The organism is Inhella gelatinilytica (assembly GCF_016093295.1).
Taxonomy (GTDB): domain Bacteria; phylum Pseudomonadota; class Gammaproteobacteria; order Burkholderiales; family Burkholderiaceae_C; genus Inhella; species Inhella gelatinilytica.
Genome location: NZ_JAEDAL010000002.1, coordinates 325364 through 346082 on the forward strand (window position 1 = coordinate 325364; position 20719 = coordinate 346082).

At 63.4% G+C, this 20719-nt stretch carries 20 protein-coding genes; 16 read left to right on the forward strand and 4 right to left on the reverse strand.

The window, feature by feature from the left end:
* Positions 1-92: 92 nt before the first annotated feature.
* Complete coding sequence (locus tag I7X43_RS06415) at positions 93-815, reverse strand: Crp/Fnr family transcriptional regulator (protein WP_198100090.1); 723 nt, start codon at positions 813-815, stop codon at positions 93-95.
* 218 nt (positions 816-1033) lie between these two features.
* On the opposite strand from I7X43_RS06415, the gene I7X43_RS06420 reads away from it, so the two are divergent.
* The 9 genes from I7X43_RS06420 to I7X43_RS06460 all read left to right on the forward strand — a co-directional run bounded on the left by I7X43_RS06420 (position 1034) and on the right by I7X43_RS06460 (position 10567).
* A complete protein-coding gene (locus tag I7X43_RS06420; RefSeq protein ID WP_198100091.1) occupies positions 1034-2968 on the forward strand; it encodes an AMP-dependent synthetase/ligase in 1935 nt (644 codons plus the stop codon).
* Between the two features lie 58 nt (positions 2969-3026).
* The gene (locus I7X43_RS06425; RefSeq protein WP_198100092.1) at positions 3027-3809 is read left to right on the forward strand and encodes an ABC transporter ATP-binding protein; all 783 of its coding nucleotides are present in this window, start codon (positions 3027-3029) and stop codon (positions 3807-3809) included.
* A gap of 83 nt (positions 3810-3892) precedes the next feature.
* On the forward strand, positions 3893-4822 hold the full coding sequence (locus I7X43_RS06430) for a branched-chain amino acid ABC transporter permease (RefSeq protein WP_198100093.1): 930 nt from the start codon (positions 3893-3895) through the stop codon (positions 4820-4822).
* A gap of 9 nt (positions 4823-4831) precedes the next feature.
* Entirely contained in the window at positions 4832-5908 is a 1077-nt protein-coding gene (locus I7X43_RS06435; RefSeq protein WP_198100094.1) for a branched-chain amino acid ABC transporter permease, read from the forward strand.
* A gap of 19 nt (positions 5909-5927) precedes the next feature.
* Positions 5928-7247, forward strand: a complete 1320-nt coding sequence (locus I7X43_RS06440; RefSeq protein WP_198100095.1) for an ABC transporter substrate-binding protein — start codon at positions 5928-5930, stop codon at positions 7245-7247.
* Between the two features lie 15 nt (positions 7248-7262).
* Positions 7263-8069, forward strand: a complete 807-nt coding sequence (locus I7X43_RS06445) for an ABC transporter ATP-binding protein (RefSeq protein ID WP_198100096.1) — start codon at positions 7263-7265, stop codon at positions 8067-8069.
* 10 nt (positions 8070-8079) lie between these two features.
* Positions 8080-8388 (forward strand): hypothetical protein, encoded by a 309-nt coding sequence (locus I7X43_RS06450; RefSeq protein WP_198100097.1) that lies wholly within the window; start codon positions 8080-8082, stop codon positions 8386-8388.
* Positions 8389-8416: 28 nt separating this feature from the next.
* The gene (locus tag I7X43_RS06455) at positions 8417-9640 is read left to right on the forward strand and encodes a phenylacetate--CoA ligase family protein (protein ID WP_198100098.1); all 1224 of its coding nucleotides are present in this window, start codon (positions 8417-8419) and stop codon (positions 9638-9640) included.
* 201 nt (positions 9641-9841) lie between these two features.
* A complete protein-coding gene (locus I7X43_RS06460) occupies positions 9842-10567 on the forward strand; it encodes a substrate-binding periplasmic protein (RefSeq protein WP_198100099.1) in 726 nt (241 codons plus the stop codon).
* Here I7X43_RS06460 and I7X43_RS06465 read toward each other — a convergent pair.
* Positions 10564-11595 carry a GGDEF domain-containing protein gene (locus I7X43_RS06465; RefSeq protein WP_198100100.1) on the reverse strand — a complete coding sequence of 344 codons (1032 nt, stop codon included), beginning with the start codon at positions 11593-11595 and terminating at the stop codon, positions 10564-10566. The two genes, I7X43_RS06460 and I7X43_RS06465, sit on opposite strands and share 4 nt — an antisense overlap.
* A gap of 41 nt (positions 11596-11636) precedes the next feature.
* Complete coding sequence (locus tag I7X43_RS06470; RefSeq protein WP_198100101.1) at positions 11637-12170, reverse strand: NUDIX hydrolase; 534 nt, start codon at positions 12168-12170, stop codon at positions 11637-11639.
* Between the two features lie 15 nt (positions 12171-12185).
* On the opposite strand from I7X43_RS06470, the gene maiA reads away from it, so the two are divergent.
* Positions 12186-12836, forward strand: coding sequence for a maleylacetoacetate isomerase (maiA, locus tag I7X43_RS06475; protein ID WP_246480218.1), 651 nt, complete (start codon positions 12186-12188; stop codon positions 12834-12836).
* A complete protein-coding gene (locus I7X43_RS06480; protein WP_198100102.1) occupies positions 12826-13584 on the forward strand; it encodes a purine nucleoside phosphorylase YfiH/LACC1 family protein in 759 nt (252 codons plus the stop codon). Before maiA ends, I7X43_RS06480 begins: the two co-directional genes overlap by 11 nt.
* On the opposite strand, the gene I7X43_RS06485 is transcribed toward I7X43_RS06480, so the two are convergent.
* Positions 13513-13755: a hypothetical protein gene (locus tag I7X43_RS06485; RefSeq protein ID WP_198100400.1), complete on the reverse strand. Its 243-nt coding sequence runs from the start codon at positions 13753-13755 to the stop codon at positions 13513-13515. The genes I7X43_RS06480 and I7X43_RS06485 overlap by 72 nt on opposite strands.
* Before the next feature lie 50 nt (positions 13756-13805).
* On the opposite strand from I7X43_RS06485, the gene phaC reads away from it, so the two are divergent.
* The 5 genes from phaC to I7X43_RS06510 all read left to right on the forward strand — a co-directional run bounded on the left by phaC (position 13806) and on the right by I7X43_RS06510 (position 20710).
* The gene (gene phaC, locus I7X43_RS06490) at positions 13806-15479 is read left to right on the forward strand and encodes a class I poly(R)-hydroxyalkanoic acid synthase (RefSeq protein ID WP_246480219.1); all 1674 of its coding nucleotides are present in this window, start codon (positions 13806-13808) and stop codon (positions 15477-15479) included.
* A 92-nt stretch (positions 15480-15571) separates the two neighbouring features.
* On the forward strand, positions 15572-16309 hold the full coding sequence (gene phbB, locus I7X43_RS06495) for an acetoacetyl-CoA reductase (protein ID WP_198100104.1): 738 nt from the start codon (positions 15572-15574) through the stop codon (positions 16307-16309).
* A 154-nt stretch (positions 16310-16463) separates the two neighbouring features.
* A complete protein-coding gene (locus I7X43_RS06500) occupies positions 16464-17450 on the forward strand; it encodes a GGDEF domain-containing response regulator (RefSeq protein ID WP_198100105.1) in 987 nt (328 codons plus the stop codon).
* Entirely contained in the window at positions 17447-19849 is a 2403-nt protein-coding gene (locus I7X43_RS06505; RefSeq protein ID WP_198100106.1) for a sensor histidine kinase, read from the forward strand. The genes I7X43_RS06500 and I7X43_RS06505 overlap by 4 nt, the downstream gene beginning before the upstream one ends.
* Positions 19850-19897: 48 nt before the next feature.
* Positions 19898-20710: a TIGR00266 family protein gene (locus I7X43_RS06510; RefSeq protein ID WP_198100107.1), complete on the forward strand. Its 813-nt coding sequence runs from the start codon at positions 19898-19900 to the stop codon at positions 20708-20710.
* The last annotated feature ends 9 nt before the right edge of the window (positions 20711-20719 follow it).

The window sequence follows — 20719 nt, forward strand, 5'->3', positions numbered from 1 at the left end:
CAATGGTAGGGGCTTTGTGCCCCGCAAAGTGTTCCGGATGGGCCCGTGCGAACCTGCTCGTTGTCAGGAAACGAGGATTCACTGCGGGGGTTTCAGTTCACTCGCGTCGGTCGGTGCTGGCGCAGTCCATCCAGACTCAGCACCCGAACCCCGCCGTACTCCACGCGGATGTGCCCCGCATCTTGAAGGTGCTGCAAGGCAACGTTCACGCGCTGGCGGGAGAGCCCGACCAAGTACGCCAGCTCTTGCTGAGTGATGCGCAGCAAACTGCCCACACCTGGGTACAGCTGAGGGTGGAATAAAGCGGCCAGGTTGCGTGCCACGCGGTGGTCGGGATCTTGGCTGCGGTCGGTTTCACGCGCCGCAATGAACTGCCCCAGCCGCTCATTGAGCTGATTGAGCACGTACCGGTTGAAGGCAATCGAGTGCCCCAGCAGGACGTCGAACTGTTCGATGGGGAGGCCCGCCACCACCGAGCGACGCAAGGCCTGAACGTTGTAGCGGTAGCTCTCCCGCTTGAGCAGCGTGCCTTCTCCAAACCACCCGCCGGGGGGAAGTCCCGCAAAGGTCATGGGCGGGGCGCCGGCCAAATCGTCATTGCTCATCTTGAGCAGGCCATCCACCACCCCAAACCAGTAAGTTGCCGCTTTGCCGACGCGGCAGATGCGCTCTCCCGGCTCGGCCTGCGCGATGTGAATGTGGGGTGCAACCAAGTCCTGAAGACCGCGCTCCAGCAGGGGCCACCACGGGATGGCCGTCAACTCGGCAGATTCCGCCGTTCGGGCGCGCTGGCGTAGGGGTTGCAGTTCAGACATGGTGCGACCAATTGGAATGGGGATTGAACGCTGCTGGAGGTTTGCCGGCAAGTTGGGTCAATCCCCGGTGTGCTGCGGCAGGGGCGGTGCCGCGACTTGGGGTTAGTCCTGCCCGGATGAAACCCTTGAAATGTCGCCAATACGACAACATGGCGTCAAAGTCATTCGCACAATGCGCCAACCTGTCCACCTGCTGGGCCAGTCAACGGAGTTAGTGCATGGGAGCTACTTTTCCGCAATTGCTGTTGCACCACGCGGCCACGCGTCCGGCGGCGGCGGCCCTGCGCGAAAAGGATTTGGGCATTTGGCAAACCCTGACCTGGGCCGAGTTGGCCGCGCTGGTCGGGGCGCTGGCGCATGGTTTTGCGGGGGCTGGCTTGAGTCGGGGCCAGCACCTGGTGGTGGTGGGTGAAAACCGACCGCGCTTGTATGCCGCGATGTTGGCCGCACAAGCCCTGGGGGCGATACCCGTTCCGCTCTACCAGGATGCGGTGGCTGAGGAGTTTGTCTTCCCCTTGCAGCTGGCTGAGGTGGGCCACGCGGTGGTGGAGGACCAAGAGCAGTTGGACAAACTGCTGGAGATCCGCCCCCAAGTGCCCGCCCTGCAGCATTTGTGGGTGGATGACCCGCGGGGCCTGCGCCACTATCAAGAGCCTGGCCTGGAGATGCTGGATGCTTTGGTGGCACGTGGCGCGGCGGACCATGCCCACCACCCCGAGTGGTTGAGCGGGCAAGTTGCCCAGACGCGTCCGGATGCTGTGGCCGCGCTATTTTTCACCAGCGGCACCACGGGCAAACCCAAAGGGGTGGTGCACACCCACGCCAGCTTGCTGGATCGGGCGCAGGTGGGCAAGGCTTTCGATGGGCTGACCGAACACGAGGAAGTCTTGGCCTACTTGCCGCCGGCTTGGATTGGCCAGAACATTTTTTCCTTTGCGCAGTGGTTGGCCTGTGGCTATGTGGTCAATTGCCCCGAGTCACCCTCGACGGTGTCCATTGACCTCAAGGAAGTGGGCCCGACGTACTACTTCGCGCCGCCCCGGGTTTTTGAGGGGCTGCTCACCAGCGTGTCGATTCGCATGGAGGACGCCAGCGCCGCCAAGCGCTGGCTCTATGCCCGCTGCATGGCCTGGGCCCGTGAGATCGGGCCCCGCCGCATGGCGGGTGAGTCTTTGGGCTGGGTGGATCGCCTTCGCTATCAGGTGGGAGACTGGCTCATTTATGGTCCCTTGCGCAACGCCTTGGGACTGAGTCGGGTTCGCGTCGCCTACACGGCGGGCGAAGCCATCGGGCCGGACTTGTTCACGTTTTTCCGTTCCATTGGGGTCAACCTCAAACAGCTCTATGGCTCAACAGAGACGGCGGTGTTTGTCTGTCTTCAACCCGACCATGAGGTGAGGGCGGATACGGTGGGTGTGCCCATCGCCGGGGTCGAATTGAAAGTGGCAGAAGGGGGCGAGATTTGGGTTCGATCCGCCGGTCTGCTGCAGGGGTATTACAAGAATCCCGAGGCGACTGCCGAGGTGCTGACCCAGGAAGGTTGGTACCGCACAGGGGACGCCGGTTTCCTGGATGCGCATGGGCACCTGAAGATCATCGACCGGGCCAAAGATGTGGGGCGTTTGGCCACCGGGGCCATGTTCGCCCCGAAGTACATCGAGAACAAGCTGAAGTTCTTCCCGCAAATTAAAGAAGCGGTGGCTTTCGGGGATGGTCGTGATCAGGTCTGCGTGCTGCTGAACATCGACTTTGAGGCCGTGGGGAACTGGGCGGAGCGTCGCGGGTTGCCGTACGCGGGGTATGTGGATTTGGCGGGTAAGCCCGAGGTTTTGGCACTGATGCGCGACTGCGTGGAGCAGGTCAACGCCGACTTGGCAACCGATGAACGTCTGGCAGGCTGTCAGGTCGCCCGGTGTTTGGTGCTGCACAAGGAGTTGGACGCCGATGATGGCGAACTGACCCGCACGCGAAAAGTGCGGCGAGGCTATATCGCCGAAAAATATGCGGTGCTGGTCGATGCGCTCTATGGCGGCAAGTCCGAGCAGCACATTGAGACCCAGGTTCGGTTCGAAGACGGTCGTGTCGGGTCGGTGGCGGCCACGCTCAAAATTTTGGATACCGCCACCTATCCCGTGGTCAAGGGGGCAGCATGAGCACGCCGGGTCGTTCCCAAGTGCGAATCCCGCGGCGCGGGGCGCGGAGGGTAGTCCAATGAGCCGGAACGTGGGGAACGTCGTTCTGGACGTGAAGGGCATTTCGCTCAGTTTTGGCGGGGTGAAGGCGCTCACCAACATCAGTTTTGATGTCCGCGAAGGTGAAGTGCGCGCCATCATTGGCCCGAATGGAGCCGGCAAGAGTTCGATGCTGAATTGCATCAATGGCGTGTATCGGCCCCAGCAAGGCGAAATCACGCTGCGGGGCCAGCATTTCCATGCCATGAATCCGCGCCAAGTCGCGGAGATGGGCATCGCCCGGACCTTCCAAAACCTCGCGCTCTTCAAGGGCATGAGCGTGTTGGACAACATCATGACTGGGCGCAATCTGCGCATGAAGACCGGGTTGCTGGCGCAGGCCCTGCACCTCGGGCCGGCTCGACGCGAAGAGTTGGCGCACCGCGAGCGCGTGGAGCGCATCATCGACTTCCTGGAAATCCAGGCCTGGCGCAAGACCCCCGTGGGTCGTCTGCCCTACGGTCTGCAAAAGCGCGTGGATTTGGGCCGTGCACTGGCCATGGAGCCGCGCCTGCTGCTGCTGGATGAGCCGATGGCGGGCATGAACCTGGAAGAGAAGCAGGACATGTGCCGCTTCATTCTCGACGTCAACGATGAATTTGGGACCACGATCGTGCTGATCGAGCATGACATGGGCGTGGTGATGGACATCTGCGACCGTGTGGTGGTGCTGGACTACGGCAAAAAGATTGGCGACGGCACGCCAGACGACGTTCGGACGAATCCGGAAGTCATTGCCGCTTACCTGGGGGCAGGGCACTGAAATGAAACGACCTCCAGCCTCACTTTCGTTCGTCCCCCACCAAGGGGGCGCTCAGCGGCTTTGGACAGCCAGGCGCCACTGATATGCAGTTCTTTCTCGAAGCCTTGTTCGGCGGCTTGATGGCCGGCATGCTCTATGCGCTGATTGCCCTGGGCTTTGTCCTCATCTTCAAGGCCAGCGGGGTGTTCAATTTCGCGCAAGGCGCCATGGTGCTTTTCGCGGCGCTGGCCATGGCGCGCTTCAGCGAATGGATTCCGCAGTGGACTGGCTTGCAGAGCCTGCTGATGGTTAACCTGTTGGCGATCTTGGGGGCCTTCGCGTTAATGGTGGTGATGGCCTGGGTGGTGGAGCGCTACGTGCTGGGAAAACTGGTCAACCAGGAGCCCATCGCGCTGTTGATGGCGACGCTGGGGATTGCCTACTTCATTGACGGTTTTGGTCAAACGGTGTTCGGCTCGGACATCTACAAGATCGATGTGGGCATGCCCAAGGACCCGATCTTTTTGTTGGAGTCGGTGTTCCCCGGGGGCGTTTTGATCAGCCAGGAGGACTTGATTGCGGCGGGCATCGCAGCGGCCTTGGTCGCGGGTTTGGCCGCGTTCTTTCAGTACACCGGCACGGGTCGCGCCCTGCGGGCCGTGGCCGACGACCACCAAGCGGCGCAGTCTATCGGTATCCCGCTGCAGCGCATCTGGGTGATTGTGTGGAGCGTGGCCGGCTTTGTGGCGCTGGTGGCCGGCATTGTTTGGGGCAGCAAGCTGGGGGTGCAGTTCTCGCTCTCGTTGGTTGCCCTCAAGGCGCTGCCGGTGGTGATCCTCGGCGGGCTGACGTCGGTGCCCGGCGCTATCGTGGGCGGGCTGATCATTGGCGTGGGCGAAAAACTGTCCGAGATCTACTTGGGCCCCATGCTGGGCGGCGGCATCGAGATTTGGTTTGCCTATGTGCTGGCACTCCTGTTCCTGCTGGTGCGTCCGCAGGGCTTGTTCGGCGAAAAGATCATTGATCGGGTTTGAGGGCCTGCCATGCTGTATCGCGAAAACGGCCAGTTCAAAACCTCCTACGCGGCGGACCAGCAGATGCTGCCGATTCGGCAGGATCGATTCGTCTTGCTGGCCTTCCTGGCCTTCGCTTTGGTGGGGGTTCCTCTGCTGGCGGATGAATACCTGCTGCGCGCCATCTTGATCCCCTTTCTGATCCTCAGTTTGGCGGCGCTCGGGTTGAACGTGCTGGTGGGGTATTGCGGCCAGATTAGCCTGGGCTCTGGGGCCTTCATGGCGGTTGGGGCCTATGCGGCTTACAACTTCTTTGCTCGGGTCCCGGAGTTGCCGCTCCCGCTGTCCTTGGTGCTGGGCGGCCTTTGTGCCACGGTGGTGGGCATGCTCTTTGGCTTGCCCTCGCTGCGGATCAAAGGCCTTTATTTGGCCGTGGCCACGCTCGCGGCCCAGTTCTTTGCTGACTGGACGTTCTTGCGCATCAAGTGGTTCACGCTGGACTCGAGTTCAGGCTCGGTCAGTGTGGGCGCGCTCACGGCGTTTGGGCTGCCGGTGCAAACACCGCAACAAAAATACTGGTTCTGCTTGATCTTGGTGATGCTGTTTGCCTTGGCCACCAAGAACTTGGTGCGCGGGCACATCGGCCGCAGCTGGATGGCGATGCGGGACATGGACGTCGCGGCCAGTGTGATTGGCATTCGGCCCATTCACGCCAAGTTGTCGGCCTTCGCCGTCAGTAGCTTCATCATTGGTGTGGCCGGTGCCCTGTGGGGGTTTGTCCACTTGGGGGCGTGGGAGCCCGCTGCCTTCAGCATTGATCGCTCGTTCCAACTGCTGTTCATGATCATCATCGGCGGCCTGGGGTCCATCCTTGGGGCGTTCTTGGGGGCCGCCTTCATCGTCATCTTGCCCATCGCCCTCAACCAAGGCTTGCCCTTGCTCGGCGAGTGGGTTGGGCGGCAGGTGGACACCGCGCTCATCAGCCATGTGGAAACCATGGTGTTTGGCGTGCTCATTGTGTTTTTTCTGATCAAGGAACCCCACGGCTTGGCGCGGCTGTGGGCAACGGCAAAAGAGAAGTTGCGCCTGTGGCCCTTTCCGCATTGAAGCTTCGAAGGAGACATTCATGATGCTCAAGACCCTGGCCGCCGCTGCGCTGGCCACTTCGCTGTCCCTGGCACAGCTTCCGGCTCAGGCTCAGGCCAAGGAGCAGTTCTTCCCGGTGCTGGTGTACCGCACGGGCGCCTACGGGCCCAACGGTGCCCCCTGGGCCAACGGGTATTTGGACTACCTGAAACTGATCAATGCCAATGGGGGCATCAACGGCGTCAAGATCACCTACGAAGAGTGTGAATTTGGCTACGCCACCGATCGCGGGGTGGAGTGCTACGAGCGCCTGAAGGGTAAAGGGGCCACCGTGTTCCAGCCGCTGTCTACCGGCGTGACCTTTGCGCTCACAGAAAAAGCCCCGGTGGACAAAATTCCGCTCATCACTGCCGGCTATGGCCGCAGTGAGAGCCAGGACGGTGGCGTCTTTACGTGGAATTTCCCACTCATCGGCTCGTACTGGATGGCAGCGGACGTGTTGATCCAACACATTGCCAAGAAAGAGGGCGGGTTTGACAAGCTCAAGGGCAAGAAATTCACCCTGGTCTACCACGACAGCCCCTACGGCAAAGAGCCCATCCCCATGCTGACTGAGCGCAGCAAGATGCATGGCTTCGATCTGAACCTCATTCCGGTGGCCCACCCCGGTGTGGAACAGAAATCCGCCTGGCTGCAAATCCGCCAGAACCGCCCCGACTACCTCCTGCTCTGGGGTTGGGGGGTGATGAACACGGCCGCCCTCAAGGAGGCGCAAGCCACCGGCTTCCCGCGCGACAAGATGTTCGGCGTCTGGTGGGCCGGTGCCGAGCCCGATGTGAAGGACGTGGGTGACGGGGCCAAAGGCTACAACGCGCTGACCATGCAACATGGGGTGCACCCTGATGCCAAGGTGGTGCAAGAGATTCTGAACAAGGTACACGCCAAGGGCCAAGGCACAGGGCCGAAGGATGAAGTTGGCCAGGTGCTGTACATGCGCGGCCTGATCTCGTCCATGCTGGCCGTGGAGGGGGTGCGACGCGCCCAGGAGCGCTATGGCAAGGGCAAGGTCATGAGTGGTGAGCAGGTGCGCTGGGGGCTGGAAAACCTCGCCCTGGATCAAAAGAAACTCGATGGTATGGGCTTCGGTGGCGTGATGCGCCCCGTGTCCACCAGCTGTCAGGACCACATGGGCTCGGCCTGGGCGCGGGTTCACACCTGGGATGGCAAGGCCTGGAAGTTCAGCAGTGACTGGTTGCAGGCGGATGAGGCCATCCTCAAGCCCATGGTCAAGCAGGCGGCGGACAAATACGCCGCGGAGAAGAAACTGACCCGCCGCACTCCGGCGGAGTGCCAGAGCTGAGAGTGAGCGCGCCCCATGAGTTCAACCTTGCTGGATGTCAACGGTATCGAGGTCATCTACAACCACGTGATCCTGGTGCTGAAGGGGGTCTCGCTACAGGTGGGCGAGGGGCGCATCGTGGCCCTGCTGGGGGGCAATGGCGCAGGAAAGACGACCACCTTGCGCGCGGTCTCCAACCTTTTGGCCGGCGAGCGGGGGGAGGTCACCAAGGGTCACATTGAGCTGCGGGGCGAGCGCATTGAAAAGCTCACCCCTGCTCAGATGGTGCACCGCGGGGTGGTCCAGGTCATGGAGGGCCGGCATTGCTTTGCGCACCTGACGATCGAGGAAAACTTGCTCACCGGCGCCTACGCGCGCCGGGATGGCAAGGCGGCGGTGAGAGAGTCACTGGACAAGGTGTATGCCTATTTCCCCCGACTCAAAACCCGCCGCACCAGTCAAGCGGCATACACCTCCGGGGGCGAGCAGCAAATGTGCGCGATCGGTCGCGCGCTGATGGCCAACCCGCGCATGGTTCTGCTCGACGAGCCCAGCATGGGCTTGGCGCCGCAAATCGTGGAAGAAGTCTTTGGCATCGTCAAAGACCTGAACCAGAAAGAAGGGGTGACTTTTTTGTTGGCCGAGCAGAACACCACCATGGCCTTGCGTTACGCCGACGATGGTTACATCCTGGAGAACGGTCGCGTGGTCATGGAGGGCAGCGCGGACGCGCTGGCCAACAACGAGGACGTGAAGGAGTTCTACCTGGGGATGGGGGGGGGCGAGCGCAAGAGCTTCCGTGACGTGAAGTCCTACAAGCGACGTAAACGCTGGCTGGCCTGAAGGAGCTCGCATGAGTGAGGGTTCGAACGAAACCTGGGGTTTTGCCCCGCCGCCCTTTCGGGCCGCTGAGGCGCTGGTGAGTCTCAAGCGGGCCCTGCGTGACTTGGGTTTGAGTGAGCGGAAAAACGCCTTTGAATGGGGCGGGAAGCGGGTGCTGGAGTGGGACGCCGGAGAGGTCGAACTGAACATGCGCCTGGCGCGTCGACTGCAGGTCCACACGCCCGAGTGGGATCGCACGGTGCTCAAGAGCGCTGCCGACCAGCGCAAGTGGCTGGACGAAGTGAAAAAGCGACTCGCCCGCTGGCGCGAGGATGAATGAGCTCGATCGACGGAAAAGGGATGCCCGCATGACCTCTGGACACCTGGATGCGCTCGAAGTTCGCGCACCCGAGGAACGACAGGCCCAGCAATTGGAGGCCTTGCGCCGCCTGTTGCGGCAGGTGCAGACGCAGTCTGACTATGGTCGCGAGGTCCTGGCCGGTCGGGATGGGGCTGCGTTGCAGTCCGTGGGCGACTTGGCACGTTGGCCGGTGCTGCGCAAAGCGGACATTGCTGAGCGCCAAAGCCTGCGGCGCCCCTTGGGCGGGTTGGTCCTGGATGGCGGGCGACCGGCCAAAATTTTTCAATCTCCCGGGCCGATCTATGAGCCCGAAGGGCGCGCGCCCGACCCCTGGCGCCTGGCCCGGGCGCTCGTGGCCGCTGGGGTGACTGCTGAGGACTGCGTCCATAACAGCTTTAGTTACCACCTGACCCCGGCCGGGTCCATGCTCGAATCGGCCGCCCTGTCCTTGGGCTGCACCGTGCTGCCCGCGGGGGTGGGGCAGACCGACCTGCAATTGCAAGCCACGCGCGATGTTGGCTGTACCGCGTATGTGGGCACGCCCAGCTTCCTGCGCATTTTGCTGGAGCGGGCGGGCAGTGCGCCGCTGACCTTGCGCAAGGCCCTGGTCAGCGGGGAGGCCTTCCCGGCCTCGCTGCGGGATTGGGTGCGCACTCACGGCATTGAGGCCTACCAGTGCTACGCCACCGCGGACTGCGGTCTGATCGCCTATGAAACGTCTGCCCGGGAGGGGCTGGTGATCGACGAGGGCGTGCTGGTGGAAATCGTGCGGCCGGGCTCGGGCGACCCGGTGCCGGTAGGGGACGTGGGTGAGGTGGTGGTCACACGGCTCGACACCCACTACCCCTTGATTCGCTACGCCACGGGCGACTTGTCGGCCCTGATGCCGGGCCAGAGCCCTTGCGGACGCACCAATCAGCGGCTGCGCGGCTGGTTGGGCCGGGCCGATCAGTCCGCCAAAGTGCGGGGGCTCTTTGTGCACGCGGCCCATGTGCAACAGGTGCGCGAACGCGTGCCCGAGATCACCGGGCGCATGCGCTGGGTGGTCGAGGGTGAATTGGCCAACGACCGTTTTTGCGTCATGGTGGAGACGGAGGCGCCCGCGGGCTTCCTGGGCGACCGGGTGGCGGAGGCGGTGCGTGAGGTGACCAAGCTGCGGGCCGAGGTGCAGTTCGTGCCCAGTCTGCCCAATGACGGGCGGGTGATCGAGGACCGGCGCGCGCCGCAGTAGCGTCCGGCGCCAACGCCGCCGTCAAAGCCGCTAGCATGGGGCACATACCGCCAAGCCCCGCCTGTGCCACCGAACCATGCCCCCCGTTACAGCCTAGAGCCGCTGCTCTGGTTTCGGAGCTTGGGGCGCTGGGTTGTACTGTTGGTGTTGAGTTGGGGTGGCTTGAGCCTGGCTTCTGTACCACCACCCATTCGCTTGTGCATGGCCGAGTCCACGGCGTTGCCGGAGCGGCTCTGGCTGGAGGCCGGGCTGCCGCTGCCTCGCGTCCGGCAACTGGATGTGATGCTGACCCAACTTCTGGCCCAGCGTGCCGGTGTGGCGGTGGAAGCGGAGGTTCTGCCCTGGCGTCGCTGCCTGACGGAAGTCCGCGAAGGGCGCATGCAAGGCATTTTGGGGCTGAGCTACTCCCTGGAGCGGGCGCAATGGGCGCAGTTCCCCATGAAGGGCGGGCAGCTGGATGACCAAGCCCGGGTGTGGTCCGATGCCTACCACTGGTACGTGCGTGCCCTCGAGCCCTGGCGGTGGGAGGCTGGGCTGCTCAAGGGACCGGTTGAGCCGCGTGTTGCGGCCGTTGCGGGGTACTCGGTCGTGAATCATTTGCAGGCTGAAGGGGTGACGGTGGGGACGCAGGTGCCGGGCTCGCCTTCGGCCTTGCGCATGCTGACGTTGAATCGGGTGGACGCGGCGGCGCTTTTGCGCACCGAAGCCGATCCCTTGCTGCGGTCGGAGCCGGACTTGGCGGCCCGAGTGGTGCGCTTGGAGCCGGCCCTGTTGGAGCGCTCGTATCACCTTGCGTTTGCCATTCCCTTTGCGCGTGCCAATGGGCCCCGCGTGAGCAAGCTGTGGGCCGCCTTGCCCCAGTTGCGGGAGTCGTCCGCCTGGAAGGCGGCCGAGGCCCAGGCCAGCTCTCAGCGTCAGGGGCCTTAGAAAAAATCCACGCTGCCGGTTTTCTCGGGCGCGGGGAGCCGACCCGCGCGAACCAAGTCTTCGAAGCAACAGACGCGATTGCGTCCCTCTTGCTTGGCCACATAGACGGCCTTGTCCGCCCGTTCAAACGCCGAATCTGGGGTGTCATCAGGCTGAATGCGGGTGTAGCCCAAACTGACGGTGACATGCCCAACCTGGGGGAACTCATGAGATTGCATGCGTTCGCGGAACTTTTCTAACGCTCGCCGCGCACCTTCGGGTTCGGCGTTGTGCAGCATCAACACAAACTCCTCACCCCCGAAACGAAACACCTTGTCGCTGAAGCGGAAGGATTGACGCATCAGGCGGGCACTCAGTAGCAACACCTCATCGCCGATCAAATGACCAAACTGATCATTAACCCGCTTGAAGTGGTCGATGTCGCTGACAACCAACCAACAGGGGGCATCCCCGCTGGCCCCTCGTTGATCCGCTTCGGCTCCGCTGGCGTCCAGGGGTGAAAACGTCGTGGCCATGGCGACCCGCGCGAAGCCCGCGTCGAAGGTCTTGCGATTCAACAGGCCGGTCAGGGTGTCCCGCTCGTTTTCCGAGACCAAATCGCGGAAGTTGCCGTAAAACCGGAGCAAGCTGAACAAGCGCTTCAGACGCCGTGCGCTCCAGGGGCTGGTCGTGCGCAGCCACAAGACCCCCTGGCCATCCCAATCGTTGAAGAGCGGAAAAGCGGCCCAGGTTCCGGCCTCTGTGGGCTCCCCCTGCTGCCACCGCTGGGTTCGGGCCGCCTCAGCCACGAGGCCCTGTAAACCGGCGGGGCAGGGGGCTGAGACAGCGGACGGCGTGCCGTCACCCCCTGCACCGTGCCACTGCGCGCGAAGTGTCCAGTCGGTTTGAGAATCGGCAGCGGCGCGAACCGAAACCCCCAGTTCCCGCGGGGAGAGGGTGTCGCCCAGGAGAACCACCAAGGCGCGGTCCAACTGTTCCATGTCCCGCACCCGCATCACGGTGGCCAGGTGGTCGACAAGTTCACTCATGGTGGGATGCTATGCGTTTGAAGCGGGCGCGAGGGGAGGGCCTATAGGGTGTCAATCAGCAGAGCGGCCCCCCCACCTTGCTGATGCTCCAACGTCTTGCGAACGGTGCGAAAGGCCAGCGTGTCCCACGGCAGTTGGTCCCAGGCGAACAGCGCCACGTCCAGAGATTCTGGGCCGGGAGCGAAATCCAGATCCAACAAGCGCGCGCGGAAGAACAAGTGCACTTGCCCAATGCGCGGCACACTCAGCACACTGAGCAGGCCGTCCAATGCCACGCGTGCACCGGCTTCTTCCAGGGTTTCGCGCAGCGCCCCTTCCGCCACCGATTCCCCCAGTTCCATGAAGCCGGCGGGCAAGGTCCAGAGTCCCCGCTGCGGTTCGATGGCGCGACGGCACAGCAGCACCCGCCCGTCCGGGGCCAGCGGCAACGTGCCCACCACGTTGGTGGGGTTTTCGTAATGAATTTGGCCGCAGTCGACACAGATGGCGCGTTCCCGGTTGTCCTCGGTGGGGACTCGGTACTGAACCAGGGCCCCGCAGGCGGCGCAGTGACGGTAGCGGCGAAGCGAAAGCATGCGGTCGAGTGTGCCATGCTGTCACCCATGGACCTGAACCTCTACTCCTACTTCCGTTCCTCCGCCAGTTGGCGGGTGCGCATTGCGTTGGCCCTCAAAAACCTGCCTTGTCAGTACCACGGTGTTCACCTGGTCCGGGGTGAACAACTGACACACGCGCAGTTGGGGGCGGCCCATTTGTTGCCTGCGCTGTGGGTGGGCTCCGAGCGCATCACCCAGTCCCTGGCCATCCTGGAGTACTTGGAGGAGGCACACCCCACGCCCGCGCTGCTGCCGCAAGACCCATTTGAGCGGGCCTACGTGCGCTCCTTGGCCTTGGACATCGCCTGCGAAATTCACCCGTTGAACAACTTGCGGGTGCTGAAGTATTTGAAGGCGGAGTTGGCTGTGGACGAGGAGGCCAAGAACGCGTGGTACCGGCACTGGGTCGAAGCCGGGCTGGCCGTGGTGGAAGAGCGCTTGCGTACGGAGGGGCGCAGTGGGCGCTTCTGTTTGGGGGATACCCCCGGCATGGCCGACTGCGTGCTGGTGCCCCAGGTGTTCAACGCCCAGCGCTTTGCGGCTCGGATCGACCACCTGAGCGCGGTCCTGGCGGTGTTTGAAGCCTGTATGGCACTGCCGGCTTTTGCCCAGACGCACCCCAGCCAGGTCCCCGATGCCGAGTGAGGCCACGCTGCTGACGCCTGTCCCGCTGGGGGCTGGCGTCCTGGCCGGATACACGACTCGCGCCGGAGGGGTGAGCGAAGGCGGCTGGGCGAGCTTGAATCTCGGCGCCCATGTGGGGGATCGACCCGAGGCCGTGCAAGAGAACCGGGCGCGCGTGGCCCGCGCGCTGGGGGGGCAGCCCCTGTATTTGGATCAGGTTCACGGGGCCGAGGTCGTGCAGGCGGCGGGCGGCGGTGAGAGCGCCGATGCGCAGTGGTGCACGGCGGCGGGTCCGTGGTTGGCGATTCTGGTGGCCGACTGCTTGCCGGTGTTGTGGGTGGCCCGTGATGCACAAGGGCGGGCCAGGGCCGTGGCGGCTTCTCACGCCGGCTGGCGCGGCTTGGCGGCCGGCGTGCTGGAAAACACGGCCCGAGCTTTGCGTCAGGCCGTTCCGGCTTGCCAGCTTCAGGCCTGGCTCGGTCCGTGTATCGGCCCCGAGGCCTTCGAGGTCGGGGAGCCCGTGCTGCGGGCGTTTGGCGGCGCGCCGGGGCAGGAGCGATCGGGCTTTCGATTCCAAGCCGGTGCAGATGGCAGCCCCCGCTGGCGTGCGGACCTGCAGGCGCTGGCCACAGAGCGATTGACGGCGCTGGGCGTTCAAGCCCTTCAGGCCGAGCCGCGTTGCACCGTCAGTGACGCGTCACGTTTCTTTTCGTTCCGGCGGGACGGCGCCGTGAGTGGCCGCTTCGGCGCGTTCATCCGCCTCACGTAGACGTCGCTTGCGCCCTGGGGTACCCAGGAGGTAGGCCAGCAGGGCGCAGGGCAGCAAACCGTAGCCCACCAGGGTCACGACGGCACCCACGATCGACCCTTGGGGTGATGTGGCTTCGGCCAAGGCCATCAAGACCGTCACAAACAGCCACGCGAACAGGACAAGGTACATTGATTGAATCCCCGCCCCGTCGAGTCGGGGCCCGACGATTGTCCGCAGCCATGAATGCCCATTTCCCCTTTCCTGACTTCGAATCGTTTGCCGCCCCATTGGAGGCTTGGCGCAACATTCAGTTGCCGGCTGAAGCCTGGGCCCGCTTGCAGCAAAGTTACCTGGAGCAGGCCACCGCGTTGTGGAACCACAGCTTGCAGGCGCAGGGTGAGGCGGCCCCGAAATTGGGAGACCGCCGCTTTGCCAATGCGGCATGGTCCGAGGATGCTGGCGCGCAGTTCCTGGCGCAGTTGTACCTGCTGAACGCACGCACGATGTCTGAAATGGCGGATGCGCTCGAGGGGGATGCCAAGACCAAGGCGCGGATTCAGTTCGCCGTCCAGCAAATGGTGGACGCGGCTGCGCCCAGCAATTACTTGGCCCTCAATCCCGAGGCTCAACGACTGGCCCTGGATACCCAGGGGCAGAGCATCGCCAAGGGGTTGCAATTGCTGTGGGCGGATGTGCGCAAGGGCAAGCTCTCGCAGACCGATGACAGCGCCTTTGAGGTGGGGCGCAATGTGGCGACCAGTGTCGGCAGCGTGGTGTACGAAAACGACTTCTTTCAGCTCATTGAGTACGCCCCGCTCACTCCGAAGGTGCACGAGCGCCCGTTTCTGATCGTCCCACCGTGCATCAACAAGTTCTACATCTTGGATTTGCAGCCCGAAAACTCGCTGATCCGTTACGCAGTGGAGAACGGGCACCGCACCTTTGTGGTCAGCTGGCGCAATCCCGATGCCAGCTGCGCCCACTGGACTTGGGACGACCTGATTGAGAACGCGCCCATCCAGGCCCTGTCGGTGGTGCGCGCCATCACCAAAGCCCAACAGGTCAACACGCTTGGCTTTTGCGTGGGGGGCACGATCCTGGCGACGGCCCTGGCGGTTCTGGCTGCCCGGGGCGAACACCCGGCGGCCAGCTTGACCTTGCTCACCACCTTGCTGGACTTCGAGCACACCGGGGTGCTGGACATCTTTGTGGATGAGGCTTCGGTGCGGCTTCGGGAAGCGACGATTGGCGCCTCCGCCCCCAAAGGGCCGGCTCTGCTCAAAGGGGCTGAGCTGGCCCAGACCTTCAGTTTCCTGCGCCCCAATGACTTGGTGTGGAACTATGTGGTCAGCAATTACCTCAAGGGGGAGGCCCCGCCGGCCTTCGACTTGCTGTACTGGAATGGCGACAGCACCAACATGAGTGGGCCGCTGTATTGCTGGTACTTGCGCCACACCTATTTGCAAAACGAACTGAAGGTCCCCGGCCGTCTGACCGTTTGCGGCGAGCCGGTGGACCTGGGCCGTATCGACTGCCCGGTGTATATCTATGGCAGCCGGGAGGACCACATCGTGCCCTGGGAGGCGGCTTACGCCAGCACGCAGTTGTTGCGCGGCGGACCTTCGCGATCGGTTCGTTTCGTGCTGGGCGCCAGCGGTCACATCGCAGGGGTGATCAACCCCGCAGCAAAAAACAAGCGCAGCCATTGGGTGAACGCGGAAGCGTCGTTCCCGGCTCAGGCCCCGCAGTGGCTGGCGACCGCCACTGAAGTGCCCGGCAGTTGGTGGCGGAACTGGTCGGCGTGGTTGGCCGAGCAAGGCGGTGCCCTGAAAACGGCACCCCGACAGGTGGGCAGCAAGGCCTACCCAGCCCTGGAGCCCGCGCCAGGGCGCTACGTCAAGCAACCCGCCTGATCGCGACCTGCGGGAGGATCCGGGGGCATCGCCCTGTCATTTGGGTGTAGGTTTCGGACGGCACAGTTCACGGGTTTTAGTTGGAGAACGTTATGAGTCAAAAAGTTGCGTATGTCACCGGGGGCATGGGGGGCATTGGGACGGCCATTTGTCGCAAGCTGCATGCCATGGGGTTCAAGGTGATCGCCGGTTGTGGCCCCAGCCGCGACCACCAAAAGTGGATCGAAGAGCAAAAGGCGGAGGGCTTCACGTTTTACGCCTCGGCCGGCAATGTGGCGGACTGGGAGTCCACGGTGCAAGCGTTCACCAAGGCTATGGAAGAGCACGGCACGATTGACGTGCTGGTCAACAACGCGGGCATCACCCGCGACCGCATGTTCCTCAAGATGTCGCCCGACGACTGGAAGGCGGTGATCGATACCAACCTCAATTCCATGTTCAACGTCACCAAGCAGGTGGTTCCGGGCATGGTGGAAAAAGGCTGGGGTCGCATCATCCAGATCAGTTCGGTGAACGGCGAAAAGGGTCAAGCGGGGCAAACCAATTATTCGGCAGCCAAGGCCGGTATGCACGGCTTCACCATGGCGCTGGCGCAGGAGTTGGCCAGCAAGGGTGTGACGGTGAACACCGTCAGCCCAGGCTACATCGGCACCGACATGGTGCGCGCCATCAAGCCGGAAGTCCTGGACAAGATCGTGGCCACCATTCCTGTGAAGCGATTGGGGACACCCGAGGAAATCGGCTCCATCGTGGGCTGGCTGGCGGGCGAGGACAGCGGCTTCACCACTGGGGCCGACTTTTCCTGCAACGGCGGTTTGCACATGGGCTAAAGCCCCCGAGGCTTGTTGGGGCGGGGCCCCGGCGGACTTGCGCTGTTGTGCAGGGCCCCGGGGTCTTCCCAATTCTGGAAAGTCCCAACCCACTGCTAGAGTCGACCAAAACACAGGGTGCCAAATACAACAGGGAGGCGCGGTGGAGTCGGTTGTGCTGTGCGTCGACGATGACGCCACCTTGCTACAGTCCCTGCGCGCGCTCTTGGTGAGCCGTTTGGGTGAGGGGCACTGGATCGAGATTGCCGAATCCGGGGCCGAAGCGCTGGAGGTGTGGGAAGACTACACGGCCCGGCGCACGCCCATTGCCTTGGTGATCAGCGACTTCCTCATGCCCGGCATGCGGGGGGATGAGCTGCTGGTTCGCCTGCATCGCAGCGATCCGGCCATGATCAAGGTCTTGCTGACGGGGCAGAGTGACCTCAGCGGGGTGAAGCGCTGCATCAACGAAGCCGGTTTGTATCGCTTCATCGAAAAGCCGTTTGAGGGCGATGACTTGGTGCTGACCACGCAGACAGCGTTGCTGGCCTATGCCCAAGCGCGGCAGATCGAACACCAAAACGAAGTGCTTCGCAGCGCCAACGAGCGCCTGGAGGCCGAGGTGAGTGCCCGCACGGCGCAGCTCCAGGAAAAAAACGTTGAACTGGAGCGCCTGGCTCACACCGATCGCCTGACGGGGCTTTCCAATCGCCATGCGCTGGATCGCGTGCTGCGGGAGGAGGCCGCCCGGGCCCGACGGTTTGATCATCCGTTTTCCGTCATCCTGCTGGACATTGACCACTTCAAGCGCATCAACGATGGCCTGGGCCATGGCGCCGGCGATCAAGTCCTGATCGATGTGGCGAGGGTCTTGACCGCCTGCGTGCGCGAATTGGATGTGGCCGGGCGCTGGGGCGGCGAGGAGTTCTTGCTGGTGTGCCGGGACACCTCGCTGGAGGGGGCGCAGGTGTTGGCCGACAAGCTGCGTGCACGCATTGAAGCGGACATCGTGACGGCCAGTGGCCCAGTGACCGCGAGCCTGGGCGTCACCCAACACGCATCGGGCGAAGAGATCCATGTGCTGCTGGGGCGAGCGGATGGCGCGATGTACCAGGCCAAAGCCTTGGGTCGCAATCGGGTCTGCGTGGCCCCCATGCCGTGAGCGCCCGCCCCAACCGAGGCCCCCGGTGGTTGGCGCGCCGCATCGCCCGACCGGCCGATGAGCGGTTGCGCTGGCCGCAACGGCTGGCGGTGCGCCTAGCAATCTGGATTTTGGTGTTCGGGCTGTTGTTCTCCTTGGTCGCGGCGGGCATTCGAACCTGGATGGCGTGGCACAACCAGTTGCGGGCCATGGAGGCCGAGCTCACGCTGATTGAAGTGGCCTATCAACCCACGTTGACCAAGGCTATCTGGGAGATCGACCGCGAGTCGTTGATGGCCCACTTGCAGGGGGCACTTCGGGTGGATGGCGTGGGGGCAGTGCGACTGCAGTTGGACGATCCCGGAGCCCGCAGTCGGGAAAACGTGCTGCAGTTGGAGCGCCCCGGGTGGCAGCGCTCGACGCTGGCCCCCCATCGAACGGTGGCCCTGAACTATCAGCCCAATGCCCAAGGCCCCAGCACCCGCGTCGGTGTGTTGCAGTTGCTCGGGGACGAGCGCACGCTCTGGAGCCGTTTGCAGGGGGATGCGCTGGATATCTTGATCACCCAGCTTACGCAAACGCTCCTGCTCGCCGCGTTTTTGTTGCTGCTCTTTCGCCGCGAAGTCACCGACCACGTCACCCGCATCGCGCAGCACTTGGTCAGCCTGGGCCCCGATCGGCTGCACATCGCATTGAAACTCGACCGCGCCGAGCGCGCCGATGAGCTGGGGCAATTGGTTGCCGGCGTGAATCAGCTGCAGCAAGGCTTGGCGGACCACCTGGCGCAGAAGGAAAAAATCGAACAAGAGTTGGCATCTCACCGTGACCACTTGCAGGACTTGGTGGAGGCGCGAACGCAGGCGCTGTCGGAAGCCAACTTGGCCTTGGCCGCTTCGGCCAAGACCTTGCAGCAAATGGGGCAGATGGGGCTGGAGCTCACGACCTTTTTGGATCTACAGGCGGTGTGTGTGAAGCTGGGCCACTTCCTGGGCCAGATGATGGACCTGGATGCCTATGGTGTGGCCCTGCTGGTGCCGGAGGGGGATGCGCTGGAGTACATCCACTACGCCGAAGGGGGGGAGGTCGCCACGCCCACCCGCCTGCCGCTGAGCGACACGCGCTGGCTGACCGTGCGCGCTTTTTTGGCAGAAGACGAATTGCTGCTGTTTCACGAGACCGAGGCCAGTGCGGCGCCGCAGCTCCCGGGGCTGGAACGCCGGCCGATTCGTTCGTCTCTGCTGCGCCCTTTGGTGGCCAATGGCCGTCGCATCGGGGTCATTTGCATCCAGAGCTACCGCTTGGAGGCGTTTGGGCAGCGGGAAATTGAGATCTTGCGCTCCACCGCCCCCTATGCGGCGATCGCGCTGGCCAACGCCGCGGCCTATGCGGCGGCCGAGGCGGCCCGCGAGCAAGCCGCCACCGCACTCAAGGACCTGGGGCAGACCCAGGCCCACTTGATTCAGTCAGAAAAGCTGGCCGCCTTGGGGCAGTTGGTGGCGGGGGTGGCGCATGAAATCAACACGCCCTTGGGGGCCGTCAAAGCCAGTGGCGCCAACATCGTGCAGGCCTTGCAGCAGGTTTTGACGCAGTTGCCCTTGGTGTTGACCTGGTTGGACGCCCCGCAGACCTTGTTGTTCCAGCGTCTGGTGGAAGTGGCGCGAGCGACCTCGGGCTTGCTGAGCAGCCGGGAGGAGCGCGAGCGCATTCGCAGCACGCGCCAGGCCCTGGAGCAGGTGGGTTTGGTCGCCGATCAAGGGCGTGCGGCGCAGTTGGTGCACCTACAGATTCACGATCAGTTCGAGCGCTTCTTACCGCTGCTCACGCACGAGCAATCCACGGCGGTGCTGGCTGCGGCGCTCGACCTGGTGACGCTGGCGCGTAATGCCGACCACATCAATGCGGCGGTTGAGCGGGTTGGGAAGATCGTTTTTGCCCTGAAGTCCTACTCGCGCATGGAGCACGGGCAGGCGGCGGTGGCCACAGATCTGGTGGCCAACCTTGAAACCGTGCTCACCATTTACTCGGGGCAGTTCAAGCGGGGCGTCGACTTGCGCCGGGAGTATGGGGAGTTGCCCCCACTGATGTGTTGGCCTGATGAGCTGGGCCAGGTGTGGACCAACCTGATACACAACGCACTGCAGGCCATGGCCTTCAAGGGGCGATTGACCGTGCGCGTGGTTCGCGACGGCGATCAGGCGATGGTTGCCTTCATCGACACGGGGGCAGGCATTGCGCCCGAGGTGCTGCCCCACATCTTCGAGCCGTTTTTCACCACCAAACCCGTGGGAGAGGGCAGCGGTTTGGGTCTGGACATCGTGCGCAAAATCGTCGAGAAGCACGGCGGACAGATCGCCGTGCGCAGCCAGCTCGGCCAGGGAACGTGTTTCGAGGTGCGGCTGCCACTGCCCGCAGGGGCTTGAAGGGCCCGTTAACATCGCCGCCGCTTTAGTTTTTCTGCGGAGATTCCCATGTCGATGGACGTTGTTGATTACGAAATCAAGGGCGCTGAAATGCAATTCGTCGAGGTCGAACTCGACCCCGGCGAGGCCGCCATCGGCGAAGCCGGTTCCTTGATGTTCATGGACGCCGCGATTGGCATGGATGCCGTGTTTGGCGATGGTCGCCAGAACCAGGGCGGCTTTTTCGGCAAGCTGCTTGGGGCGGGAAAACGATTGATCACCGGTGAGTCGCTGTTCACCACGGTGTACACCAACAACGGCGCGGGCAAGCAGCGCGTGGCCTTTGCAGCACCCTACCCGGGCAAGATCATTGCCATGGACCTCAAACAAATGGGCGGCATGGTGATCTGTCAGAAAGACAGCTTCCTGTGCGCGGCGCGGGGGGTTCAGATTGGCATTCACTTTCAGCAAAAACTCTCGGTCGGCTTCTTTGGCGGCGAGGGTTTCATCATGCAGAAACTGGAGGGCGATGGTCTGGCCTTCGTCCATTCCGGGGGAACGGTTGTGAAGCGCACGCTGCAACCCGGGCAGACCTTGCTGGTTGACACGGGCTGTTTGGTGGCCCACACGCCCAATGTGAACTTTGAAATTCAGTACGTGGGCAAGATCAAGACGGCCCTGTTCGGGGGCGAGGGCTTGTTCTTTGCCAAGCTGACCGGGCCAGGCGAGGTCTGGCTGCAAAGTTTGCCGTTCTCGCGCCTGGCCTCGCGGATCTTCGCTGCGGCTCCGCAAATGGGGGGCAGCCGCGAAGAAGGCTCGGTACTGGGTGGGTTCGGCGCCGGCGGCCTTTTGGGTGGCGTGCTGGGCGGCGACGACGAGTAACGAGGGAAG